Source organism: Trinickia sp. (assembly GCF_057351765.1).
Genome location: NZ_JBMRBK010000027.1, coordinates 1 through 18,122 on the forward strand (window position 1 = coordinate 1; position 18,122 = coordinate 18,122).

Annotated in this window: 19 protein-coding genes; 10 read left to right on the forward strand and 9 right to left on the reverse strand. The window is 63.1% G+C overall.

What is annotated here, in order from left to right:
- Positions 1-542 precede the first annotated feature (542 nt).
- The 4 genes from ACO1XS_RS07165 to ACO1XS_RS07180 all read left to right on the forward strand — a co-directional run bounded on the left by ACO1XS_RS07165 (position 543) and on the right by ACO1XS_RS07180 (position 4,246).
- Positions 543-1,748, forward strand: a complete 1,206-nt coding sequence (locus ACO1XS_RS07165) for a DUF2863 family protein (protein WP_173256606.1) — start codon at positions 543-545, stop codon at positions 1,746-1,748.
- A gap of 188 nt (positions 1,749-1,936) precedes the next feature.
- Entirely contained in the window at positions 1,937-2,788 is an 852-nt protein-coding gene (locus ACO1XS_RS07170; protein ID WP_440560033.1) for a helix-turn-helix transcriptional regulator, read from the forward strand.
- A gap of 66 nt (positions 2,789-2,854) precedes the next feature.
- A complete protein-coding gene (locus ACO1XS_RS07175) occupies positions 2,855-3,529 on the forward strand; it encodes an energy-coupling factor ABC transporter permease (protein WP_486390327.1) in 675 nt (224 codons plus the stop codon).
- 177 nt (positions 3,530-3,706) lie between these two features.
- Positions 3,707-4,246 (forward strand): BspC domain-containing protein, encoded by a 540-nt coding sequence (locus ACO1XS_RS07180; protein ID WP_331568883.1) that lies wholly within the window; start codon positions 3,707-3,709, stop codon positions 4,244-4,246.
- A 93-nt stretch (positions 4,247-4,339) separates the two neighbouring features.
- On the opposite strand, the gene ACO1XS_RS07185 is transcribed toward ACO1XS_RS07180, so the two are convergent.
- Together ACO1XS_RS07185 and yaaA are read right to left on the reverse strand one after the other, a co-directional pair.
- Positions 4,340-5,500: a M14 family metallopeptidase gene (locus ACO1XS_RS07185; RefSeq protein ID WP_331568885.1), complete on the reverse strand. Its 1,161-nt coding sequence runs from the start codon at positions 5,498-5,500 to the stop codon at positions 4,340-4,342.
- 72 nt (positions 5,501-5,572) lie between these two features.
- Positions 5,573-6,355 carry a peroxide stress protein YaaA gene (yaaA, locus tag ACO1XS_RS07190; protein ID WP_331568887.1) on the reverse strand — a complete coding sequence of 261 codons (783 nt, stop codon included), beginning with the start codon at positions 6,353-6,355 and terminating at the stop codon, positions 5,573-5,575.
- Between the two features lie 57 nt (positions 6,356-6,412).
- On the opposite strand from yaaA, the gene ACO1XS_RS07195 reads away from it, so the two are divergent.
- From ACO1XS_RS07195 to ACO1XS_RS07220, 6 genes are all read left to right on the forward strand, one after another.
- Positions 6,413-6,904: a putative toxin-antitoxin system toxin component, PIN family gene (locus ACO1XS_RS07195; RefSeq protein WP_331568889.1), complete on the forward strand. Its 492-nt coding sequence runs from the start codon at positions 6,413-6,415 to the stop codon at positions 6,902-6,904.
- 90 nt (positions 6,905-6,994) lie between these two features.
- A complete protein-coding gene (locus ACO1XS_RS07200) occupies positions 6,995-8,173 on the forward strand; it encodes a pyridoxal phosphate-dependent aminotransferase (protein ID WP_331568891.1) in 1,179 nt (392 codons plus the stop codon).
- 27 nt (positions 8,174-8,200) lie between these two features.
- Complete coding sequence (locus ACO1XS_RS07205) at positions 8,201-8,989, forward strand: oxepin-CoA hydrolase, alternative type (protein WP_331568893.1); 789 nt, start codon at positions 8,201-8,203, stop codon at positions 8,987-8,989.
- 47 nt (positions 8,990-9,036) lie between these two features.
- Positions 9,037-10,146: a phosphotransferase gene (locus tag ACO1XS_RS07210; protein ID WP_486390324.1), complete on the forward strand. Its 1,110-nt coding sequence runs from the start codon at positions 9,037-9,039 to the stop codon at positions 10,144-10,146.
- Between the two features lie 20 nt (positions 10,147-10,166).
- A complete protein-coding gene (locus ACO1XS_RS07215; RefSeq protein WP_486390325.1) occupies positions 10,167-11,408 on the forward strand; it encodes an acyl-CoA dehydrogenase family protein in 1,242 nt (413 codons plus the stop codon).
- Positions 11,409-11,530: 122 nt separating this feature from the next.
- Positions 11,531-12,223 (forward strand): glutathione binding-like protein, encoded by a 693-nt coding sequence (locus tag ACO1XS_RS07220; RefSeq protein ID WP_331568899.1) that lies wholly within the window; start codon positions 11,531-11,533, stop codon positions 12,221-12,223.
- A gap of 51 nt (positions 12,224-12,274) precedes the next feature.
- On the opposite strand, the gene ACO1XS_RS07225 is transcribed toward ACO1XS_RS07220, so the two are convergent.
- From ACO1XS_RS07225 to ACO1XS_RS07255, 7 genes are all read right to left on the reverse strand, one after another.
- The gene (locus ACO1XS_RS07225) at positions 12,275-12,787 is read right to left on the reverse strand and encodes a MaoC family dehydratase (protein WP_331568901.1); all 513 of its coding nucleotides are present in this window, start codon (positions 12,785-12,787) and stop codon (positions 12,275-12,277) included.
- Positions 12,784-13,257: a MaoC family dehydratase gene (locus ACO1XS_RS07230; RefSeq protein ID WP_331568903.1), complete on the reverse strand. Its 474-nt coding sequence runs from the start codon at positions 13,255-13,257 to the stop codon at positions 12,784-12,786. Before ACO1XS_RS07230 ends, ACO1XS_RS07225 begins: the two co-directional genes overlap by 4 nt.
- A 120-nt stretch (positions 13,258-13,377) precedes the next feature.
- On the reverse strand, positions 13,378-13,857 hold the full coding sequence (locus ACO1XS_RS07235) for a DUF1178 family protein (protein WP_440560042.1): 480 nt from the start codon (positions 13,855-13,857) through the stop codon (positions 13,378-13,380).
- 98 nt (positions 13,858-13,955) lie between these two features.
- Positions 13,956-14,570 carry an NUDIX hydrolase gene (locus ACO1XS_RS07240; RefSeq protein ID WP_331568907.1) on the reverse strand — a complete coding sequence of 205 codons (615 nt, stop codon included), beginning with the start codon at positions 14,568-14,570 and terminating at the stop codon, positions 13,956-13,958.
- A gap of 43 nt (positions 14,571-14,613) precedes the next feature.
- Positions 14,614-14,910, reverse strand: coding sequence for a DUF2818 family protein (locus tag ACO1XS_RS07245; RefSeq protein ID WP_486390326.1), 297 nt, complete (start codon positions 14,908-14,910; stop codon positions 14,614-14,616).
- Positions 14,911-15,012: 102 nt separating this feature from the next.
- The gene (gene nuoN, locus ACO1XS_RS07250) at positions 15,013-16,494 is read right to left on the reverse strand and encodes an NADH-quinone oxidoreductase subunit NuoN (RefSeq protein ID WP_331568911.1); all 1,482 of its coding nucleotides are present in this window, start codon (positions 16,492-16,494) and stop codon (positions 15,013-15,015) included.
- 25 nt (positions 16,495-16,519) lie between these two features.
- Positions 16,520-18,010 carry an NADH-quinone oxidoreductase subunit M gene (locus ACO1XS_RS07255; protein ID WP_331568912.1) on the reverse strand — a complete coding sequence of 497 codons (1,491 nt, stop codon included), beginning with the start codon at positions 18,008-18,010 and terminating at the stop codon, positions 16,520-16,522.
- Positions 18,011-18,122 lie beyond the last annotated feature (112 nt).

Consider the following 18,122-nt stretch of genomic DNA (forward strand, 5'->3'; position numbering starts at 1 on the left):
CAGTTCAATACCTGTTACTGTTTTCGACTCTTACGAGTCGGTCGCTCACTCAACGTACTGACGTGTTTTCGATTCCATCCATTGCTGGATAGCTCGAAACCTTCCTCAATACTGTGTGAGACTTGATACTTTCGCTTATGCACGTCACTCCGAAGAGTCACGCGCCGCTCGCCGCATCAAGTGCCCACACTTATCGACTGTGAATTGTTAAAGATCGCGTCGCTCAACCGCTTGCCGCCATCACCACCCGGCTCACCGTCTTGCGTTGCTGCTTAAGCAGCAGAGAAGCGAGATTATGCAGCCCTTCTCGTACATCGTCAACTGGTTTTTGGCGCCACCTTGCTGCTATCCCAAAACCGGCCAAACCCGCGCTGCACATCGACTTCCCAAGCTTCGCGCCTCGTTGCCGAATGCGCGAAAGGGCGCAATTCTAGGCCCCTTCCGCGCACCTTGCAAGCACTACGCGCAGGCATGATTAAAAGCCGCGCGCAAGGGACTCGACTAGAATGGAGGGTTCATCGAATCCAACCTCACTCTCTCCTATGCGCTCGCGAATCGCCAAACGCCTCCCTCCCGATGCCGATAAGCTCGTCGGCTTGTCTCTGGCACTCTTTGCGTCGGGTAGCCGTGTCGAAGATCGCTTCTGGGAGGCCAAGCTCGATGCCTTGCTCGCGAAGATCGTCCGCAACGGCAATCAGACGACGCTCGACGCGGCGCTCGATCACCTTCAGCAAAACCACCCCGACGCCTATGGGGCGCTCGCCGACATGGCCGAAACGCACAGCGAATCGTTCGTCGTCGAACACGAAGGCGTCGCATACGAAGCGCTGCTCGTTGCGGCCCCTGTGCTCGCCTGGACGCGCTACGTCATCCCGTCGGGCCCGCTCAAGGCCGATTCGGTCGAGGCGTTGCGCGCGCACCTCCAGGCACACGTCCTTGCCGGCGAGACACGCGTCGCTCTCGCGCCGTTTCTTTACAGCATCGATCAGTTGCCGAGGCACCATGTGGAGACCTATCGCGTCGCCCAGCAACTCATCCAGGCCGCATTGAACAGCACGCCGGCAAAGATCAATTCAGGCGATCTGCCCGAAACCTCGCCCATCCTCGCCGATCCCCGCTTCTTGCTGGCGGTGGTCGCGGCCCCGGTCGGCGCGCCGCTCTTTCGCTGGCAGGAAGAGGAGAACGGCGTGCGCATCGAGCGCGGTCAGTGTCTGGAACAGTGGGCCACCCAGGGCGGCGCCAATCTCGCCCTCGTGCTGCCCGGCTGCGAATTCGAGTGCCTGTTGCCCGACGCCTACTACTCGGCCTGCCGCGATGCCGACGAGCGCGTACGTCCGCACACGGTGCGCACCGCAATCCGCTATCTGTTCGACACCACGGGCGCGGCACCGCAGGAGTTGCGCGCCGTCGTGGCCGGCTTCGGCGAAAGACGTATCGATGAATACCGCATCGGCTTCACGCGGCGTGGCAGCAACGACGTCGTCTACGGCGTCGTCTGGCCGCTCTACGGGCGCGAAAACGGCGAGCTTTCCGGCGACGAGGAAGCCGAGGATACGGACGGCCCGCTCGAGGAAATCATCGCGCTGCTCAAGGAAGCCGGCGTCAGCGACATCCGTCGGCACGCCGGACGCTTCGAACCCGAATACTGCGACGATTGCGGCGTGCCGCTTTACGCGGACCCGCTCGGTGAAATCGTTCACGCCGAAATGCCCGAGGACGCCGAGCCCGCTCAACCGCACTTTCACTGATCCGCACGCGGGACGGTGGCCGGGGGGCCATCGTCCCGCCATCGTCCGTACCCGTCCTATGCCGTCCGGCTAGCCGCCTCGCTGTAAGGAATTTGTCATTATTGCGTCGGCGGTGCATGAAGCCCGGCCGGCCCGCTCCCGGCTCGTTCCGACCCGCACCGCCTGATTGGACTACCCAGGAGGCAAGTATGCGGTTCGCAGTTCTCAGTACAGAAGCAGAACGACGCGACGGTCTGAAGGCGCTGTTGCGGCAAATCAACCGGCAGGCCCGCTTTTGCGAGGCCAGGGATTGGACGCAAATCTATCGGGCGCTGAGGCGCGCCCCCGTGGAGCTGCTCGTCGTCGACTGGCACGATGCCATGCGCGCGTTCGAAGTGCGCGCCGCGCTTGCCGAGCATCCAGGCCTGCGCGTCGCGGTACTCATCGACGATGCCTCGGCCGCGCGTGTACGTCCTTTGATGGACGAAGGCGGCGTGCACGGTGTCGTCCCGCGCACGACGAACCCGAAGCTGATCGTGCGGCTGCTGGAACTCGTACTGGCCGGCGGACATTACGCACCTCATTCCGCGTTTCTGCCCGACAACAAGACGCCCGCCGACCTCCCTGTTCCGATGGCGCGCATGCGCGAACTCGCCGCGCCGGCGCGCCGCACCCGATTCACGCCCATGCTTTCACCGCGTCAGGAGCAAATCATGCGGTGCGTTCATATGGGCAGCACGAACAAAATGATTGCGCGCACGCTCGGCATCAGCGAAGGCACCGTCAAGATCCATCTGGCCAGCATTTTCCAGCAACTGGGGGCGCCTAACCGCGCCGCGGCCGTCGCGATCTACAACGGCTGGCTCACGCCGCAGTTGCAAGTGTTGCGGCCGGAATGCGAGGGCGCGCGCAAACCCACGCTGGGACAAGCCGGGCCGATTCCGCTGCGTGCGGGCGGAGGATACAAATATCCTCTGCTCGCCAACGAGGACCCGCACGGACTGCCGATGGCGGCTGAGCCCGAAGTGCCGTTTCGCAAGACGATATCGCGTACCGGCTGACGGCAAAGCCCTACGCCCGCGCGCGGCGCTCGCACGATCGGCATTCCAACGAGTAATATGGACGATATGGGTTTCCTTTATACGCCGCTTCAGCCGTGGGTCGTCATCGGTGCGTGGGTCGCCGCGGTGGCGCTCGTCGCGCTCGCCCTGGCATGCAAGCCGTTCAAGCGCCTGCAGGATGCGACGCTGCAGCACGTGTGGCTCGCTGTCGTCGTGGCGATCTCGGTGCTATGGGCGACGAACGCATGGCTGGACGACGGTACGGTCATGCATCTGCTCGGGGCGACCCTTTTCGTCACCCTCTTCGACTGGGCGCTGGCGCTCGTGGCCATGGCAGCGGTCTCGGGAATCGCCGCCGTTGTCTTCGACGCGAACTGGCAAGGCGTCGCCCTGACCTTTCTCGTCTATGGCGCCGTACCCGTAGGCATCTCGGCGCTCATGCAGCGCGCAACCACGGCCTGGCTGCCGCGCAACCTTTTCGTCTTCATCGGCGTACAGGGCTTCATCTCGCCGGCCGTCGCCGTTGCCCTCGCCGCGGGCGCGGCCGTGGGCGTGCAGGTCGCGCTTGCCGGTGGCTCGCTCCTGGTGGTGCCGGCCGGATACGCGTTCGGCGTGCTGCTGCTCGCGCTCGGCGAAGCGTGGTTCACGGGGATGGCGACGGCACTCATCGCCGTCTACCGCCCCGCATGGGTCACGACCAACGATGTCAGACGCTACCGCCTCGGCGGACCGCGCACGTGAGCCACATCGCGGCTCGTTGCGGTGGACCGTCGCGCAACTTGCCGAGCGGATATGCGACGCGTCCTGCCTGTGTGAGCATTTCACGATCGATCATCGGCCGAAATATTCGCTCGCCGATTGAACTCCGTCAGCGAGTACGGCATCTTACGTGCCTGATGTCTCAATTCGATCGATTGGATGGATAGCTCCCTCACCTCGCGCCGCCTGCGCCAGCTCATTCGTTGGCTGACGGCAGCGGCCGCCAGCGTCACCGTCGTCACTGCAATGCCCGCGCGCGCCGATCTCATCGACGAGCGCAACGAGATGGTCGCCAAGTTCATCAACGACATGCATGCGGACCCGCTCGTCGCAGATTGCGCGGCGCATGGCGCATTCGTCGCCAGCACCTCGAACGTCATCGATCGTGTCGTCTTCCCGCCCGAGTCTTTCGACAACAGCCATGCGTCGATCAAACCGTGGAACGATTCGTTCGACGAAGGCAAGCAGCGGGTGAAGGTGGACAATATCGTGACGGTGACGGGACAAGGCATCGCCAAGGACAAGGATCACGCGCCGTACGCGTTGTCGTTCCGGTGCGGCTATGTCGGCCCGCAGATGCTGGCCTTCAGTTGGAACGATCCCGTGCCGGCCGCCAAGCCGCGGTCCGAACATTCGACGAGAAAAGGCAAGTCCAAGCACGGTGCGAAGAAATCGACGAGGAAATCCGCCGCGCAGTAAGCCGTGCGATGTGGAATCGTCCGGCGCCCGCATGGCGCGGCGCCCGGCATCTGGCCGGGAAGCGATGCGGGCGGCCGGCTCGTTACCGGAACGCTACCGGAACGCCTCGATGTGATGCAGCACAGCGCCGAGCATCGCCGCACCCAATGCAGCGCTGCGCTCGCCGTTCCAGCCCACGCGCTCGTCCGGTAAGTTCGCGTTGTCCTTGAAGGGCATCTCGAGCGTCAGAGAAAGGCAGCCGAACGCATTGCCGACGTACTTCGACGCAAGCTTGAGCGCATCCTCCTGATACTTCCCGGCCTCGTAACCGTGCTGGTCCTGGAAATCGGGGCTCGCCAGCTTGAACGCTTCGATGAATGCCGCCTGCTCGGTCGCTTGACTGGCCGTGAAGCCAGGCAGCATTTCGCAACCCGCGACGAAGACGTAAGGCAACGCCTCATCGCCATGGATATCGAAAAACATGTCGCACCCGATGGCATGCAGCGCATCGCGCACGGCGAACACTTCGGGGCTGCGCTCGGGATCCGGCTCCATCCATTCGCGGTTCAGGTTCGCACCTGCGGCGTTGGTCCGCAAATTACCGTGCACGCTGCCGTCGGGATTCATGTTCGGCACGATATAGAACACGGCATGTTCGTAAAGCTTGCGCGCAACCGGGTCGCCGGCCCAATCGCCCCATCCCGCGAGCCGCTTGACGAGTCCCTCGACGAACCACTCCGCCATCGTTTCGCCGGGATGCTGACGCGCGATGATCCAGACACGCTTCTTGGGCGGCGCTCCGCTCTCTTGCTCGGGCGTGCCCAATACCAAAAGCGACATCGGCCGTCCCTCGACCGTCCTGCCGAGCTCGGCCAACGTCGCATGCGGCATCTGCTGGATCGTACCGAGCAATTCCGCGTGCCGCTCTTGCGTGTATGGCTCGAAGTACGCGTAGTAGATCGAGTCGAATTCGGGGGTGTGATCGATCGTCAGCACGCGGCCGTCGTACGAGGTGGGTACGCGAAACCAATGGACGCGATCGTAGCTCGCCACGGCGCGATAGCCGGGCCACCCGTGGGGGAACGCGCATTGCGCCGCATTTTCGAACGTCATCACGCAGCGTTCGCCGCGTGCGCCGCTCAACCGGAAATAAAACCATTGCGCGAAGTCGGCACGATTGTCGGGCCTCACACGCAAGCGGATGTCCGCGGCATCGCGACAGGCCAGGACCTCGATCGCACCACCGTCAAAATTGCTCGTAATCGAAAGCGTCATGATGTTCCCTGGCCCAAGCCATAAGAGCGAATGAAAGTGCCGTCGCATGCGGCCGCGTGAGCGCGCCGCGCTTCAGTCGCCGGCGCGACGGCGGAAAACGTACGTGTTGTCGTTCGAAGCACCCGCGTCGAAGCGATAGCCTTCGGCCGAGAACGCCTTGAGCGCCTCGGGCGCTTCGAGGCGGCTTTCGACCACGAAGCGGGCCATCATGCCGCGCGCCCGTTTCGCGTGGAAGCTGATCACCTTGTAGCGTCCGCCTTTCCAGTCTTCGAAGACGGGCGTGATCACCGGCGCATCGAGCCGCTTCGCTTTCACCGACTTGAAGTACTCCTCCGACGCGCAATTCACGAGTACGCGCGCGCCATGCGGCTTTTTGCGAAGCTGGACGTTGAGCGCCTCGGTGATGCGTTCGCCCCAGAAGGCGTATAGATCCTTGCCGCGTGCGTTGGGCAAACGCGTGCCCATCTCGAGCCGGTACGGCTGCAATAAATCGAGCGGCCGCAGCAGGCCGTAAAGTCCCGAAAGCACGCGCACATGCTGCTGCGCGTAGTCCAGATCGGCGGCCGAGAGCGATCGCGCGTCGAATCCTTCATAAACGTCGCCATTGAAGGCGAGAACCGCCTGCTTCGCGTTGCGTTTCGAAAAACGCGGCGACCAGTCCGCATAACGCTGGAAGTTCAGCGTCGCGAGCGCATCGGAAATGCTCATCAGCGAGGCGAGCTGCTGAGCGGACAAGCGGCGCAGGTCGTCGACGAGCAGTGCCGCATCGGCGGCAAACTCGGGAATCGTATGACGTGCAACGTGAGGCGGCGTCTCGTAGTCGAGCGACTTCGCCGGAGACAAAACAATTATCATGGAGCCTTGCCGGCACGCCGTGCCGAGCCGTGAATGCGAAAAGCCCGATTGTAGCGAATGCCTGCTCCTACCGATTCAGATGCCGTGTCCGGCACGCCGCGCGTGGTTCTCGATTCGAACGTCTGGATCGATATCCTCGTATTCGACGATGTCGCAACGCGCCCCATCCACGCCGCGCTCGCGAACGGCGCGCTCAATGCCGTAATCGATGCCCGATGCCTGGCCGAGCTCGCGCACGTGCTCGATTACCCGCATCTCGCGCGCCGCGCGTTCGACAAGGCCGCGGCACTCGCCGCAGTGGCGCGGCTCACCGTCATGAACGACGGCGTTGGCGAGGCGCCGAATGCGCCGCCGCTGCCCAAGTGCAAGGATCGCGACGATCAGAAATTCCTCGAGTTGGCGCACGCCGCCCGAGCCGACTGGCTGGTGTCGAAGGATCGCGCCCTGCTCAAGCTCGACAAGCGCACGTCCCGCGATTTCGGCTTCCGGATCGCCCAGCCGGCGCCGTTCGCGGCCGCCTGCGGTTTGGCGGCGCCCGCGCCCGCATAGCAGGGGCTCCGCGATTCGCCGTCGCACAAGCACCATGCTCAACGGAAACGGAACTCCCACGCAACCCTTATCGCCAAGACGCACCGCGCCATGAATGCCACGCCCGACCTGACGAATTCCGCGCCTTTTGCACTCGTCTCGCGTCTGCCCGATGTCGGCACGACGATCTTCACCGTCATGAGCGCGCTCGCCGCTCAACATGGCGCCGTCAATCTCGGCCAGGGGTTTCCCGATTTCGATTGCGATCCGCGCGTGATCGACGCCGTCGCGCATGCCATGCGCGCCGGGCACAACCAATATCCGCCGATGGCCGGCGTGCCCGCGTTGCGCGAGGCGATCGCGGGCAAGATCGCGCGCATGCACGAGCACCGCTACGATCCGGACACGGAGATCACGGTGACGGCCGGCGCCACGCAGGCGCTGCTCACCGCCATCCTTGCGACGGTGCATCCCGGCGATGAAGTGGTGGTGCTCGAACCGACTTACGACAGCTATCTCCCCTCGATCGAACTCGCGGGCGGCAAGCCCGTCTTCGTGACGCTCGAGGCACCCGAGTACGCGATTCCGTTCGACCGGCTCGCGGCGGCCATCACGCCGCGCACGCGGCTCATCGTCGTCAATACGCCGCACAATCCGACAGGCACAGTCTGGCATGCCGACGATATGCGCAAACTGGAGGCCATCGTGCGCGACACGAACGCGTTGATCGTGTCGGACGAAGTCTACGAACACATGGTCTACGACGGCGCGCCGCACGAGAGCGTGGCCCGCTATCCGGGGCTTGCCGAGCGCAGCTTCGTCGTCTCGAGCTTCGGCAAAACGTTTCATGTGACGGGCTGGAAGGTCGGTTACGTCGCGGCGCCGGCCGCGCTCACCGCCGAATTCCGGAAGGTGCATCAGTTCAACGTGTTCACGGTCAACACACCGATGCAGGTCGGACTGGCCGACTATCTGAAAGACCCCGCGCCGTATCTCGACTTGCCGGCCTTCTATCAGCGCAAGCGCGATTTTTTCCGCGACGGTCTGCAAAGCTCCCGTTTCAAGCTGTTGCCGTGCGAAGGCACCTACTTTCAATGTGTCGATTACTCAGCGATCAGCGACCTGCCCGAGGCCGAATTTTCGACGTGGCTGACGCGCGAGATCGGCGTTGCGGCCATTCCGGTATCGGCGTTCTACCATGAACCGCACGAGTCGGGCATCGTGCGCTTTTGCTTCGCCAAGCGCGAGGAGACGCTCGCGACGGCGCTCGAACGGCTCGCGCGCCTCTGATACCGAGACAATGAACCTGGAGACTCCATGAGCGCAGAACTGCTGGCGGCACGTCCGCCCGATAGCGACTCGACACTGGTTCTCACGCTGTCGAACCCCGGCGCTCGCAATGCGCTGCACCCCGACATGTATGCCGCCGCGATCGTGGCGCTCGAGACCGCCGAGCGCGATCCGTCCATTCGGGCAGTCGTATTGACAGGCGCCGACGACTTTTTCTGCGCGGGCGGCAACCTCAACCGGTTGCTCGAAAATCGCGCAAAGGACGCTTCGGTGCAGGCGCAAAGCATCGATTTGCTCGCGCAATGGATTCTGGCGCTGCGTACCTCGACCAAGCCCGTCATCGCTGCCGTCGAGGGCGCGGCGGCGGGGGCCGGATTTTCGCTTGCGCTCGCCTGCGACATGATCGTCGCGGCGCAAGACGCGAAGTTCGTCATGTCGTACGCCCGTGTCGGGCTGACCCCGGACGGCGGCGGCTCCTGGTTCCTCAGTCAGGCATTGCCGCGGCAGCTCGCAACCGAGTTGCTGCTCGATGCGAAGCCCATTACGGCCGAGCGGCTGCATCAGCTCGGTGTCGTCAATCGGTTGGTCAAGCCAGGGCAGGCACGCGAGGCCGCCATCGGCTGGGCCGATGAGTTGGGCCGCGGCTCGCCGAACGCATTCGCGCGGATCAAGACGCTCGTCGCGACGGCGCGCGAGGCGCCGCTCGCGGATCACCTGAGCACGGAGCGCGAGCACTTCGTGGCATCGTTGCATCATCGGGATGCGCTCGAAGGCATCACCGCCTTTCTGGACAAGCGCAGCCCCCACTATCGATAGACGAGTCCGGGACGCCGCCGCGCCGCCGGCTCGATTGGAGCGAAGAGATGACGCAGCGCGCAGCGCACGGCCCCCACTCGCACCAGGACTATTCGACGTTCATCGGAACGCGCGCTGTATCGGAGCGTCAACGCTTCGACACGGACGCGCTGTCGGTCTGGCTGCGCGAACACATCGACGGATTTGCCGGCCCGCTTACCGTCGAACAGTTCGCCGGCGGCCAGTCGAACCCTACGTTCAAGCTCGTTACACCGCGACGCTGCTATGTCATGCGCGCGAAGCCCGGCCCGAAGGCCGAGCTGCTGCCCTCCGCGCATGCCATCGAGCGCGAATATCGCGTCATGGATGCGCTCGCGGCGAGCGCTGTCCCCGTTGCGCGCATGCTGGCGCTGTGCGAAGACGAGACAGTGATCGGCCGCGCCTTCTATGTGATGGAGCATGTCGAGGGACGTGTCCTTTGGGATCCTTCGTTGCCGGACATGACACCGGCACAACGGGCATCGGTCTACGACGAGATGAACCGCGTCATCGCGGCCCTGCACCGAATCGACGTCGGCACGATCGGTCTCGCGGACTTCGGCAAACCGGGCCATTACCTCGCGCGCCAGATCGCGCGGTGGAGCAGGCAGTACGAAGCATCGGAGACTGAACCGATCGACGCCATGCATCGGCTCATCGAATGGCTGCCGGCACACCTGCCGGCAAGTGCCGAAACGGAGCAACGGGTGGCTGTCGTCCATGGCGACTATCGGCTCGACAACCTCATTTTCCATCCGAGCGAGCCACGCGTATTGGCCGTGCTCGACTGGGAGCTGTCCACGCTCGGCGACCCTATCGTCGATTTCGCATATCACGTCATGGCGTGGCACGTCGAACCCCGAGCGTTTCGCGGCATAGCGGGCCTCGATCTCGCGGCGCTCGGTATTCCAAGCGAGCGAAGCTACATCGAACGGTATTGCGAACGCACGGGATACACAATCGGCGGCGATTGGAACTTCTACCTCGCGTTCAACATGTTCCGCATTGCCGCCATCCTCCAAGGCATCATGAAGCGCGTCACGGTGGGTACGGCAGCGAGCGCACAGGCCGTCGACGCCGGTCGGTGTGCGCGACCGATGGCGGAGCTCGCCTGGTCGTATGCACAGAAGGTCCGATAACTCCTTCCCGCGAGGTTCACATGAATTTCGACTACGCTCCGAACGTTCAAGCGCTGCGCGCGCGGCTTCTCGCGTTCTTCGATCAATACATCTATCCCAACGAGCGTGCATTTGCCGAGGAAGTGGCCCGAAATCGCCGCGACGGTAATCCATGGGTGCCGACGACGCTCGTGGAAACACTGAAAGCGCAAGCGCGCGACGAAGGCCTGTGGAATCTCTTCCTGCCCGATTCAACGCGGGGCGCGGGGCTGACGAATCTTGAATACGCGCCGCTTGCCGAGATCATGGGACGGGTGCCGTGGGCCCCCGAAGTATTCAATTGCAATGCGCCCGATACGGGCAACATGGAAACGCTGGAACGGTACGGCAGCGACGCTCACAAGCGAGCGTGGCTCGAGCCGTTGCTGGCTGGCGAGATCCGCTCGGCGTTCCTCATGACCGAGCCCGAAGTGGCATCGTCGGATGCGACCAATATCCGCACGCGGATCGAACGTGACGGGGACGACTATATCGTCAACGGACGTAAATGGTGGTCCTCCGGTGCGGGCGATCCGCGCTGCAAGCTCTACATCGTCATGGGCAAGACGAATCCCGACGCTCCGAAGCACGCCCAGCAATCGATGATCCTCGTGCCGGCCGAGACGCCAGGCGTCACCGTTCATCGTCCGCTCAATGTGTTCGGCTACGACGATGCGCCGCACGGCCATATGGAGATCACGCTAGAGAACGTGCGCGTCCCCGCGGCCAACCTGTTGCTGGGCGAAGGCCGCGGTTTCGAGATCGCACAGGGCAGGCTCGGCCCGGGCCGCATCCATCACTGCATGCGGCTCGTTGGACTGGCCGAGCGGGCGCTCGAGCTGATGTGCAAGCGTGCGTCCGAGCGTGTCGCGTTCGGCAAGCCCATCGCCGCGCAAACCGTCACGCAGGAACGCATCGCCGAGGCGCGCTGCGCCATCGAGCAGGCGCGCTTGCTCACGCTGAAGGCGGCTTACATGATGGATACCGCCGGTAATAAGGGCGCGCGCGCCGAAATTGCGATGATCAAGGTGGTCGCACCGAACATGGCATGCCAAGTCATCGATTGGGCGATACAAGCGCATGGTGGCGCAGGCGTCAGCGACGATTTTCCGCTCGCTTACGCGTACGCGTGTGCGCGCATGTTGCGCTTCGCCGACGGACCGGACGAAGTGCATCGCAATGCGATCGCCAAGCTCGAGCTTGCGCGCCATGCGCCGCTATCGGACACGACCGGGCCGGCTTGAACGATGGTGTCCGTATCGTCGTCATGGCCTTTGCGCGGCCCTCTGCGAGCACGAAGCTTCTATGCTAATTTGCGACTCGATCGGTGCCCAACGTTCCGGCACCGGCCTTCCGAGGAGCTGCCATGATCGACGCTTACAGCTGGGCAACGCCGAACGGCCACAAAGTTCATATCATGCTCGAGGAGACGGGCCTCGAATATCGCGTACATCCCGTCGATATCGGCGCCGGCGACCAATTCAAGCCCGAGTTTCTTGCCATCAGTCCGAACAACAAGATTCCCGCCATCGTCGATTCGGACGGCCCCGAAGGCAAGCCGCTATCGGTGTTCGAGTCCGGGGCCATCCTCATGTATCTGGCTGAGAAAACGGGTCGATTCCTGCCGCAGGCGCCGGCCGCACGCTATGCGACGCTTCAGTGGCTGATGTTCCAGATGGGCGGCCTCGGTCCGATGCTGGGGCAGGCCCACCACTTCCGCATCTACGCGCCCGAGAAGATCGAATACGCGGTCAACCGCTATACGAACGAAGCGAAACGTCTCTACTGCGTCATGGATAAGCAACTCGGCAAGACGCAGTACTTGGCCAGCGACGAGTACACGATTGCCGATATCGCGAGCTTTCCATGGACGCGTTCATGGCAAAACCAGGGCATCGAACTGGCGGAGTTCCCGAACGTCAAGCGCTGGCACGAAGCGATCGCCGCGCGCCCGGCCGTACAACGCGGGGTGGAAGTGCTGGCATCCGCAAGGCGAGCGTTGACCGACGACAAAGCGAGAGACATCCTGTTCGGCGCGACGCAATACGCCAAGCACTGACGCGAGGGCGGGCGCGCTTGAGCCGGAGCCGGAGCCCGAGCGAAACCGCGATCAGAAGTAATGCCGCGTGAGGAGTTGAGCGACGCACGCGGGTTTCGGCTCGCCCAGCGCCTCGACGGCGACATCCCAGGTGATTTGCAGCGCGCCGTCGGGCAGATCGCTCGCATCGACGACGGCGAAACGGGCTTTGAGCCGCGCACCGACACGCACCGCCGACGGAAACCGCACGCGATTGAGCCCATAGTTCACGCCCATGCGATGCGCGATGTGAACCGTTTGCATCAACAACGCCGGAATCAACGACAGGGTCAAGAAGCCATGGGCAATCGTGCCGCCGAAAGGCGACTCGCGCCGGGCGCGCTCGGCGTCGACGTGAATCCATTGGCGATCGCCTGTCACATCGGCGAACGCGTCGATCTGTGCCTGCTCGATCGTCACCGCGGCGCTCGCGATCGGCTCGGCGCCGATCAGCGCGCGCAATTGGGCCGCGCTGGCAATCAGGACCGGCCGGTTGGCGCCGTCGCCCTCGCTCTCGCCCCCGCCCACTCGCGCGGCGGTGCTCATGCGGGCGCTCCCGAGGCGCCGGGCTCCTCACCGCGCAACCCGAAGATCACTTTCGATCGCACGCTGACAGCGATTTCACCGGCCTGATTGACGCCTTCCCACAACATCGACGCAATGCCGCGGTCGGGACGGCTTGCAAGCACACGCTTATCGAGTACGGAGATGAAAAGATGGATCGTGTCGCCCGGTCGCACGGGCTTCACCCAGCGGATCTCGTCGACACCCGGCGAGCCCATCGAAGTCGAGCCTTCGAGCATCTTGTGCACGAAAATGCTCATGAGCACCGAGCAGGTATGCCAGCCGCTTGCAATCAGCCCGCAATAGGGTGAAGCATGTGCCGCGATTTCATCGACATGGAAGGGCTGCGGATCGTACCGGGTGGCAAATTCGACGATCTCTTCACGCGTGAACGTATGCGCGCCGATTTCCTTGCGCGCGCCGACTTCGAGGTCCTCAAAGCTCACACCCATCTCGCTGTCTCCCGTTGAATGCGACCCGCATCGCAAAAACCCGCGGTGTCTTCAAAAAGGTACACGAAGAGTATGGAGACGGCTCGAGAACTGCGCAAGACGCCGAACGGTCTTACCGAGCTATTGCAGTGTTTCCTTGGGCACCCAGGCACCGGGCACAGGCAGGACGTCGATGCCCTCTTCCACGAGCGAGCGCGCATCTTCGGGCGTGGCGACGCCGCGAATATTGCGGGCCGGCGCCTCGTTGTAATGGATACGGCGCGCTTCCTCGGCGAAGCGCTCGCCGACGTTCTCGGTTTTCCCGAGCACTTCGCGCAATGCACGCATCGCTTGCGCCTCGATCTCGCGTATGCGCTCCGGCACAGAACCGCCGCGCTCCTCGTCCCGCGAGCCTGCGGCACGGCGGGCGGCATCGTTCTGCGCATTCGTCGCGCCGGACAGATTCAGCCGCGGCGCCGACGGTAAACGGCTCACCTCAGTCGCGGCGCACATCGGGCATTCGACCAATTTGCGCGACAACTGGGATTCGAAATCATCGCCGGAAGCGAACCAGCCTTCGAACCGATGACCCTGCGAGCACTGTAAATCGAGGACCTTCATGGTGGATTGGGAGCAAACGTGCAGCCAAGTGTAGCGCGAAATCGTTTTTGGCGAGCGGGTTTGCCGAAAACCGGGCACGAGCGCGAGTGCGCGGCGCTTCAAGCGTCCGAGGCGGGCGTCGATTGCTGCGCGTCGGCCGGCCGCCAAGCGCCGGACAGCAGCTTCTCGAGCCACATCGTGCCAATGATCGTCTTCACGTCGCTGATTGCGCCGGTGCGGATCCATTCGAGCATCTGCGGCACATCCGTGATGAATGTATCGAGAAATTCGCCGTCGTCGAGCGCCGGTTCGCCTTCGATCAGGCCGCGCGCCAGAAAGAGATCGATAAACTCGGTCGAATAGGAAATGATCGGATGGATGCGAGTGAGAAAGAGGAATTCGCGCGCCGTATAGCCCGTTTCCTCCTGCAATTCGCGCTTGGCGCAAGCCAGTGCGCCTTCATCCGCATCGAGCTTGCCCGCCGGGTATTCGATCATCACGCGCCCGATCGGATACCGGTACTGGCGCTCGAGCAGCACGCGCCCATCGTCGAACATCGGAATCACCATGACGGCGCCCGGATGCTGCACGTACTCACGCGTGGCAAGCTTGCCGTCGGGCAGGCGCACGGTATCGCGTTTGACGTGAAGAAACGAGCCCTCATGGACCGTCTCGCTACCGATGCGCGTTTCCGTCAACGACGCGTCGTGATCGTGATCGGGCAATTGAGCCATCTGCTGCTCTCCGGTAAACGAGCCGTATGACGGCACCGGGCCGTCAACGGCGCTTGACGAGATATTGGAACGTGAACCCGGGAAACGCGAACACCACGAACAGACAGAACGTGATGGCATAGAACTGCCAGCCCTGGTCGAATCGATTGCCCGCACGCGCTTCCAGCATAAAGCCAAGCGCGCCCACGACAAAATACAGCACCATCAATTCGCCAATTCGAATCCAGGCGCTTTTTTTTGCGGCGCCGAGCGGCGCGAGCGCAAAAAGCCGTTGATTCACGAACGGCAAGTTGGCGGCCACGACCGCCAACAACACGATGAACCAGCCCGCCGCGGACATCTCAGCCTCCTGTCCCCGAAAGGGACTTCCTTCGGTCGCCGGTTCCGGCCCAAGGGAGGCTGACGCCCCCTTCCTGGGCAGCGAACGATAGCGAGCGCCTCATCAAATTGCGGGCAGCGAGTGTGCGACTGCGTTCAGGCAAAGCTGCATCAGCGGGCCCGGCACGATGCCGAGCACGAGCACCGCAACGCCGTTGGCGGCGAGCAGCCAACGGTTGGCAGCCGGGCTCGCGATCGGGCTGGCGTCTTGCGGCGCGTCGAAGTACATGAGCTTGACGATGCGCAGATAGTAGAACGCGCCGAACAGCGAGGTGATCACCGCCAGCACGGTCAACCACGTGAGGCCTGCGTTCATCGCGGCCTCCAGCACGGCGAGCTTCGCGTAGAAGCCGACCGTCGGCGGGATGCCGGCGAGCGAGAACATCATTGCCATCATCACGAACGCGAACACAGGGCTGCGCTTGTTCAAGCCCTTGAAGTCGTCGAGCGTTTCGGCCTCGAAGTCGCGGCGGGCGAGCAACATCACGATACCGAACGAACCGAGCGTCGTGAGGAAGTAGATGATGCTGTAGAACATCGCCGAGCTATAGGCGTTGGCCATGCCTTCCGCCTTGCCGTCGACGACGCCGGCCAGCAGGCCGAGCAGCACGAAGCCCATGTTCGAGATAGCCGAGTACGCGAGCATGCGCTTGACGTTGCGCTGCGCGATACCGGTGATATTTCCGACGATGAGCGAAAGCGCCGCGAGAATCACGAGCATTTCCTGCCAGTCGACCGCGAGCGGCAGCAGCCCCATCACGAGAAAGCGCAGGCCCCATGCGAACGCCGCCACCTTCGGTCCACCGCCGACGAGCAGCGTCATCGCGGTAGGCGCGCCATGATAGACGTCGGGCACCCACATATGGAACGGGACGGCGCCCATCTTGAACGCGATGCCGGCCACGATGAAGATCACGCCGAAAAGCAGCACGGCGTTGTTGATCCGGCCCGACGCCACGGCCTTCAGCACTTCGCCCAGATCGAGCGAACCCGTCGCGCCGTACAGCATCGAAATGCCATACAGCAGGAAGCCGGAAGCCAGCGCGCCGAGAACGTAATACTTCATGGCCGCTTCGTTCGACTGCGATGCGTCGCGGCGCAGCGCGATAGCCGCGTACAGCGAGAGCGACATCAACTCCAGGCCCAGATACAGCGTGAGGAAGTTGCTGCCCGAAATCATCACGAGCTGTCCCAGCAGCGCGAACATGCCAAGCAGTATGTAGTCGCCACGGAACAGGTCGCGGTCCTCGAGGTACTGGCGCGAGTAGATCATCGTCACCGCATAGCCCAGCGAGACGACGGCTTTCATCGCGCTCGCAAAACCATCGACGACGTACATATGCGAGAAGAAATACTGCGACTGCGCATTGGGATCGAAGACGAGCGTCGTGAACCAGACACCGGCGACGAGGGAACCGAGCACCGCAATCAGATAGGTGACGCGGCGGCCGCGATCGCCGACGAACGTTTCGTTCAGCCACGCAACGACGGCGGCCACCATGACCAGCGCGTCGGGCAGAAGGAGTGACATAGAGGCGTTTTGCATGATCGTTTCGTTCCTCCGCTCGGTCTTACTGAGACAGCGGCAGCTTGGACTGCGCGACGTGGGAGAGGAGGTTCTCCACGGACACGTGCATCACATCGGTAAAGGGCTTCGGATAAAGACCCATGAAAAGCGTCAGCGCGGCAAGCACGCCCAGAATCAGCAGCTCGCGGCGATTGATGTCCGTCAGCGACTTGACGTGATCGTTGGCGACAGCACCGAAGTAGACGCGCTTGTACATCCAGAGCGTGTAGGCCGCACCGAGAATCAGCGTGAAGGCGGCGCCGAACGCGATCCAGAAGTTGTACTGGACCGATGCAAGGATGACCATGAACTCGCCGACGAAACCCGAAGTACCGGGCAGACCGCAATTGGCCATCGAAAACAGCATCACGAGCGCGGCGAACTTCGGCATCACGTTCACCACGCCGCCGTAATCGGCGATCTGGCGCGAGTGCATGCGGTCATAGAGCACGCCGATGCACAGGAACATGGCGCCCGAGACGAAGCCGTGCGAAATCATCTGCACGATCGCGCCTTCCACACCGAGCTGGTTGAAGATGAAAAAGCCGAGCGTGACGAAGCCCATGTGCGCAATCGACGAATACGCCACGAGTTTCTTCATGTCGGCCTGCACCATCGCCACCAGCCCGATATAGATCACCGCTGTCAGAGATAGCGCGATGATGACGGGTGCGAGCGTATGGCTCGCATCGGGCGTGATCGGCAACGAAAAGCGCAGGAAACCGTACGCGCCGAGCTTCAGCATGATCGCGGCCAGCACGACGGAGCCGCCTGTCGGCGCTTCCACGTGCGCATCGGGCAGCCAGGTATGAACCGGCCACATCGGCACCTTCACCGCGAAGGCGAGGAAGAACGCGATGAACAGCAACACCTGCGGGGTCATCGCGAGCGGCGCCTTTTGCCATGTCGCGAGATCGAAGGTGCCCGTCACGACATAGAGGTAGATCAGCGCGACCAGCATCAGAAGCGACCCGGCGAGCGTATAGAGGAAGAACTTGAACGCGGCGTAAATCCGGTTCGGTCCGCCCCATACGCCGATGATCAGATACATCGGGATCAGCGTCGCTTCGAAGAAAACATAGAACAGCAGACCGTCGGCCGCCGAGAACACACCGACCATGATGCCCGACAAGATCAGGAACGCGGCCATGTACTGCGAAACGTGCTCGGTGATGACCTCCCAGCCGGCGATCACGACGATGACCGTGATCAGCGCCGTGAGCACGACGAACCACATCGAGATGCCGTCGACGCCCAGGTGGTAGGTGATATGAAACCGCTCGATCCAGTTCGCCTGCTCGACGAACTGCAGGTCGGCCGTCGAAGGATCGAAGCCGCTGATGAGCGGCAACGTCGCGATGAAGCCGAGAATCGAGCCGATCAGCGCGAGCCAGCGTGCGGGCGCGGGGTTCCGGTCGGAGCCGACGGCGAGCACGGCGAGGCCGAAGACGATCGGCAGCCAGATTGCGGTACTAAGAATCGGAAAAGAGTGCATTAAGTGTCCCCCGCCTTATTTGCCGCCGAGCGTTACAAACAGGGTAAGGAGCCCCAGCATGCCGATAATCATGGCGAACGCGTAGTGGTAGATGTAACCGGATTGCAGGAAG

Bases quoted from the DNA above. Each gene is read 5' to 3' on its own strand.
- ACO1XS_RS07200 (WP_331568891.1), top strand. From the start codon at position 6,995: ATGAATGCCACGCCCGACCTGACGAATTCCGCGCCTTTTGCACTCGTC.
- ACO1XS_RS07245 (WP_486390326.1), bottom strand. From the start codon at position 14,910: ATGTCCGCGGCGGGCTGGTTCATCGTGTTGTTGGCGGTCGTGGCCGCC.
- ACO1XS_RS07205 (WP_331568893.1), top strand. From the start codon at position 8,201: ATGAGCGCAGAACTGCTGGCGGCACGTCCGCCCGATAGCGACTCGACA.
- ACO1XS_RS07170 (WP_440560033.1), top strand. From the start codon at position 1,937: ATGCGGTTCGCAGTTCTCAGTACAGAAGCAGAACGACGCGACGGTCTG.
- ACO1XS_RS07210 (WP_486390324.1), top strand. From the start codon at position 9,037: ATGACGCAGCGCGCAGCGCACGGCCCCCACTCGCACCAGGACTATTCG.
- ACO1XS_RS07230 (WP_331568903.1), bottom strand. From the start codon at position 13,257: ATGGGTGTGAGCTTTGAGGACCTCGAAGTCGGCGCGCGCAAGGAAATC.
- ACO1XS_RS07180 (WP_331568883.1), top strand. From the start codon at position 3,707: ATGGATAGCTCCCTCACCTCGCGCCGCCTGCGCCAGCTCATTCGTTGG.
- ACO1XS_RS07215 (WP_486390325.1), top strand. From the start codon at position 10,167: ATGAATTTCGACTACGCTCCGAACGTTCAAGCGCTGCGCGCGCGGCTT.
- ACO1XS_RS07240 (WP_331568907.1), bottom strand. From the start codon at position 14,570: ATGGCTCAATTGCCCGATCACGATCACGACGCGTCGTTGACGGAAACG.
- ACO1XS_RS07220 (WP_331568899.1), top strand. From the start codon at position 11,531: ATGATCGACGCTTACAGCTGGGCAACGCCGAACGGCCACAAAGTTCAT.
- ACO1XS_RS07175 (WP_486390327.1), top strand. From the start codon at position 2,855: ATGGGTTTCCTTTATACGCCGCTTCAGCCGTGGGTCGTCATCGGTGCG.
- ACO1XS_RS07255 (WP_331568912.1), bottom strand. From the start codon at position 18,010: ATGCACTCTTTTCCGATTCTTAGTACCGCAATCTGGCTGCCGATCGTC.
- ACO1XS_RS07235 (WP_440560042.1), bottom strand. From the start codon at position 13,857: ATGAAGGTCCTCGATTTACAGTGCTCGCAGGGTCATCGGTTCGAAGGC.
- nuoN (WP_331568911.1), bottom strand. From the start codon at position 16,494: ATGCAAAACGCCTCTATGTCACTCCTTCTGCCCGACGCGCTGGTCATG.
- ACO1XS_RS07195 (WP_331568889.1), top strand. From the start codon at position 6,413: ATGCCTGCTCCTACCGATTCAGATGCCGTGTCCGGCACGCCGCGCGTG.
- ACO1XS_RS07165 (WP_173256606.1), top strand. From the start codon at position 543: ATGCGCTCGCGAATCGCCAAACGCCTCCCTCCCGATGCCGATAAGCTC.
- ACO1XS_RS07225 (WP_331568901.1), bottom strand. From the start codon at position 12,787: ATGAGCACCGCCGCGCGAGTGGGCGGGGGCGAGAGCGAGGGCGACGGC.
- yaaA (WP_331568887.1), bottom strand. From the start codon at position 6,355: ATGATAATTGTTTTGTCTCCGGCGAAGTCGCTCGACTACGAGACGCCG.
- ACO1XS_RS07185 (WP_331568885.1), bottom strand. From the start codon at position 5,500: ATGACGCTTTCGATTACGAGCAATTTTGACGGTGGTGCGATCGAGGTC.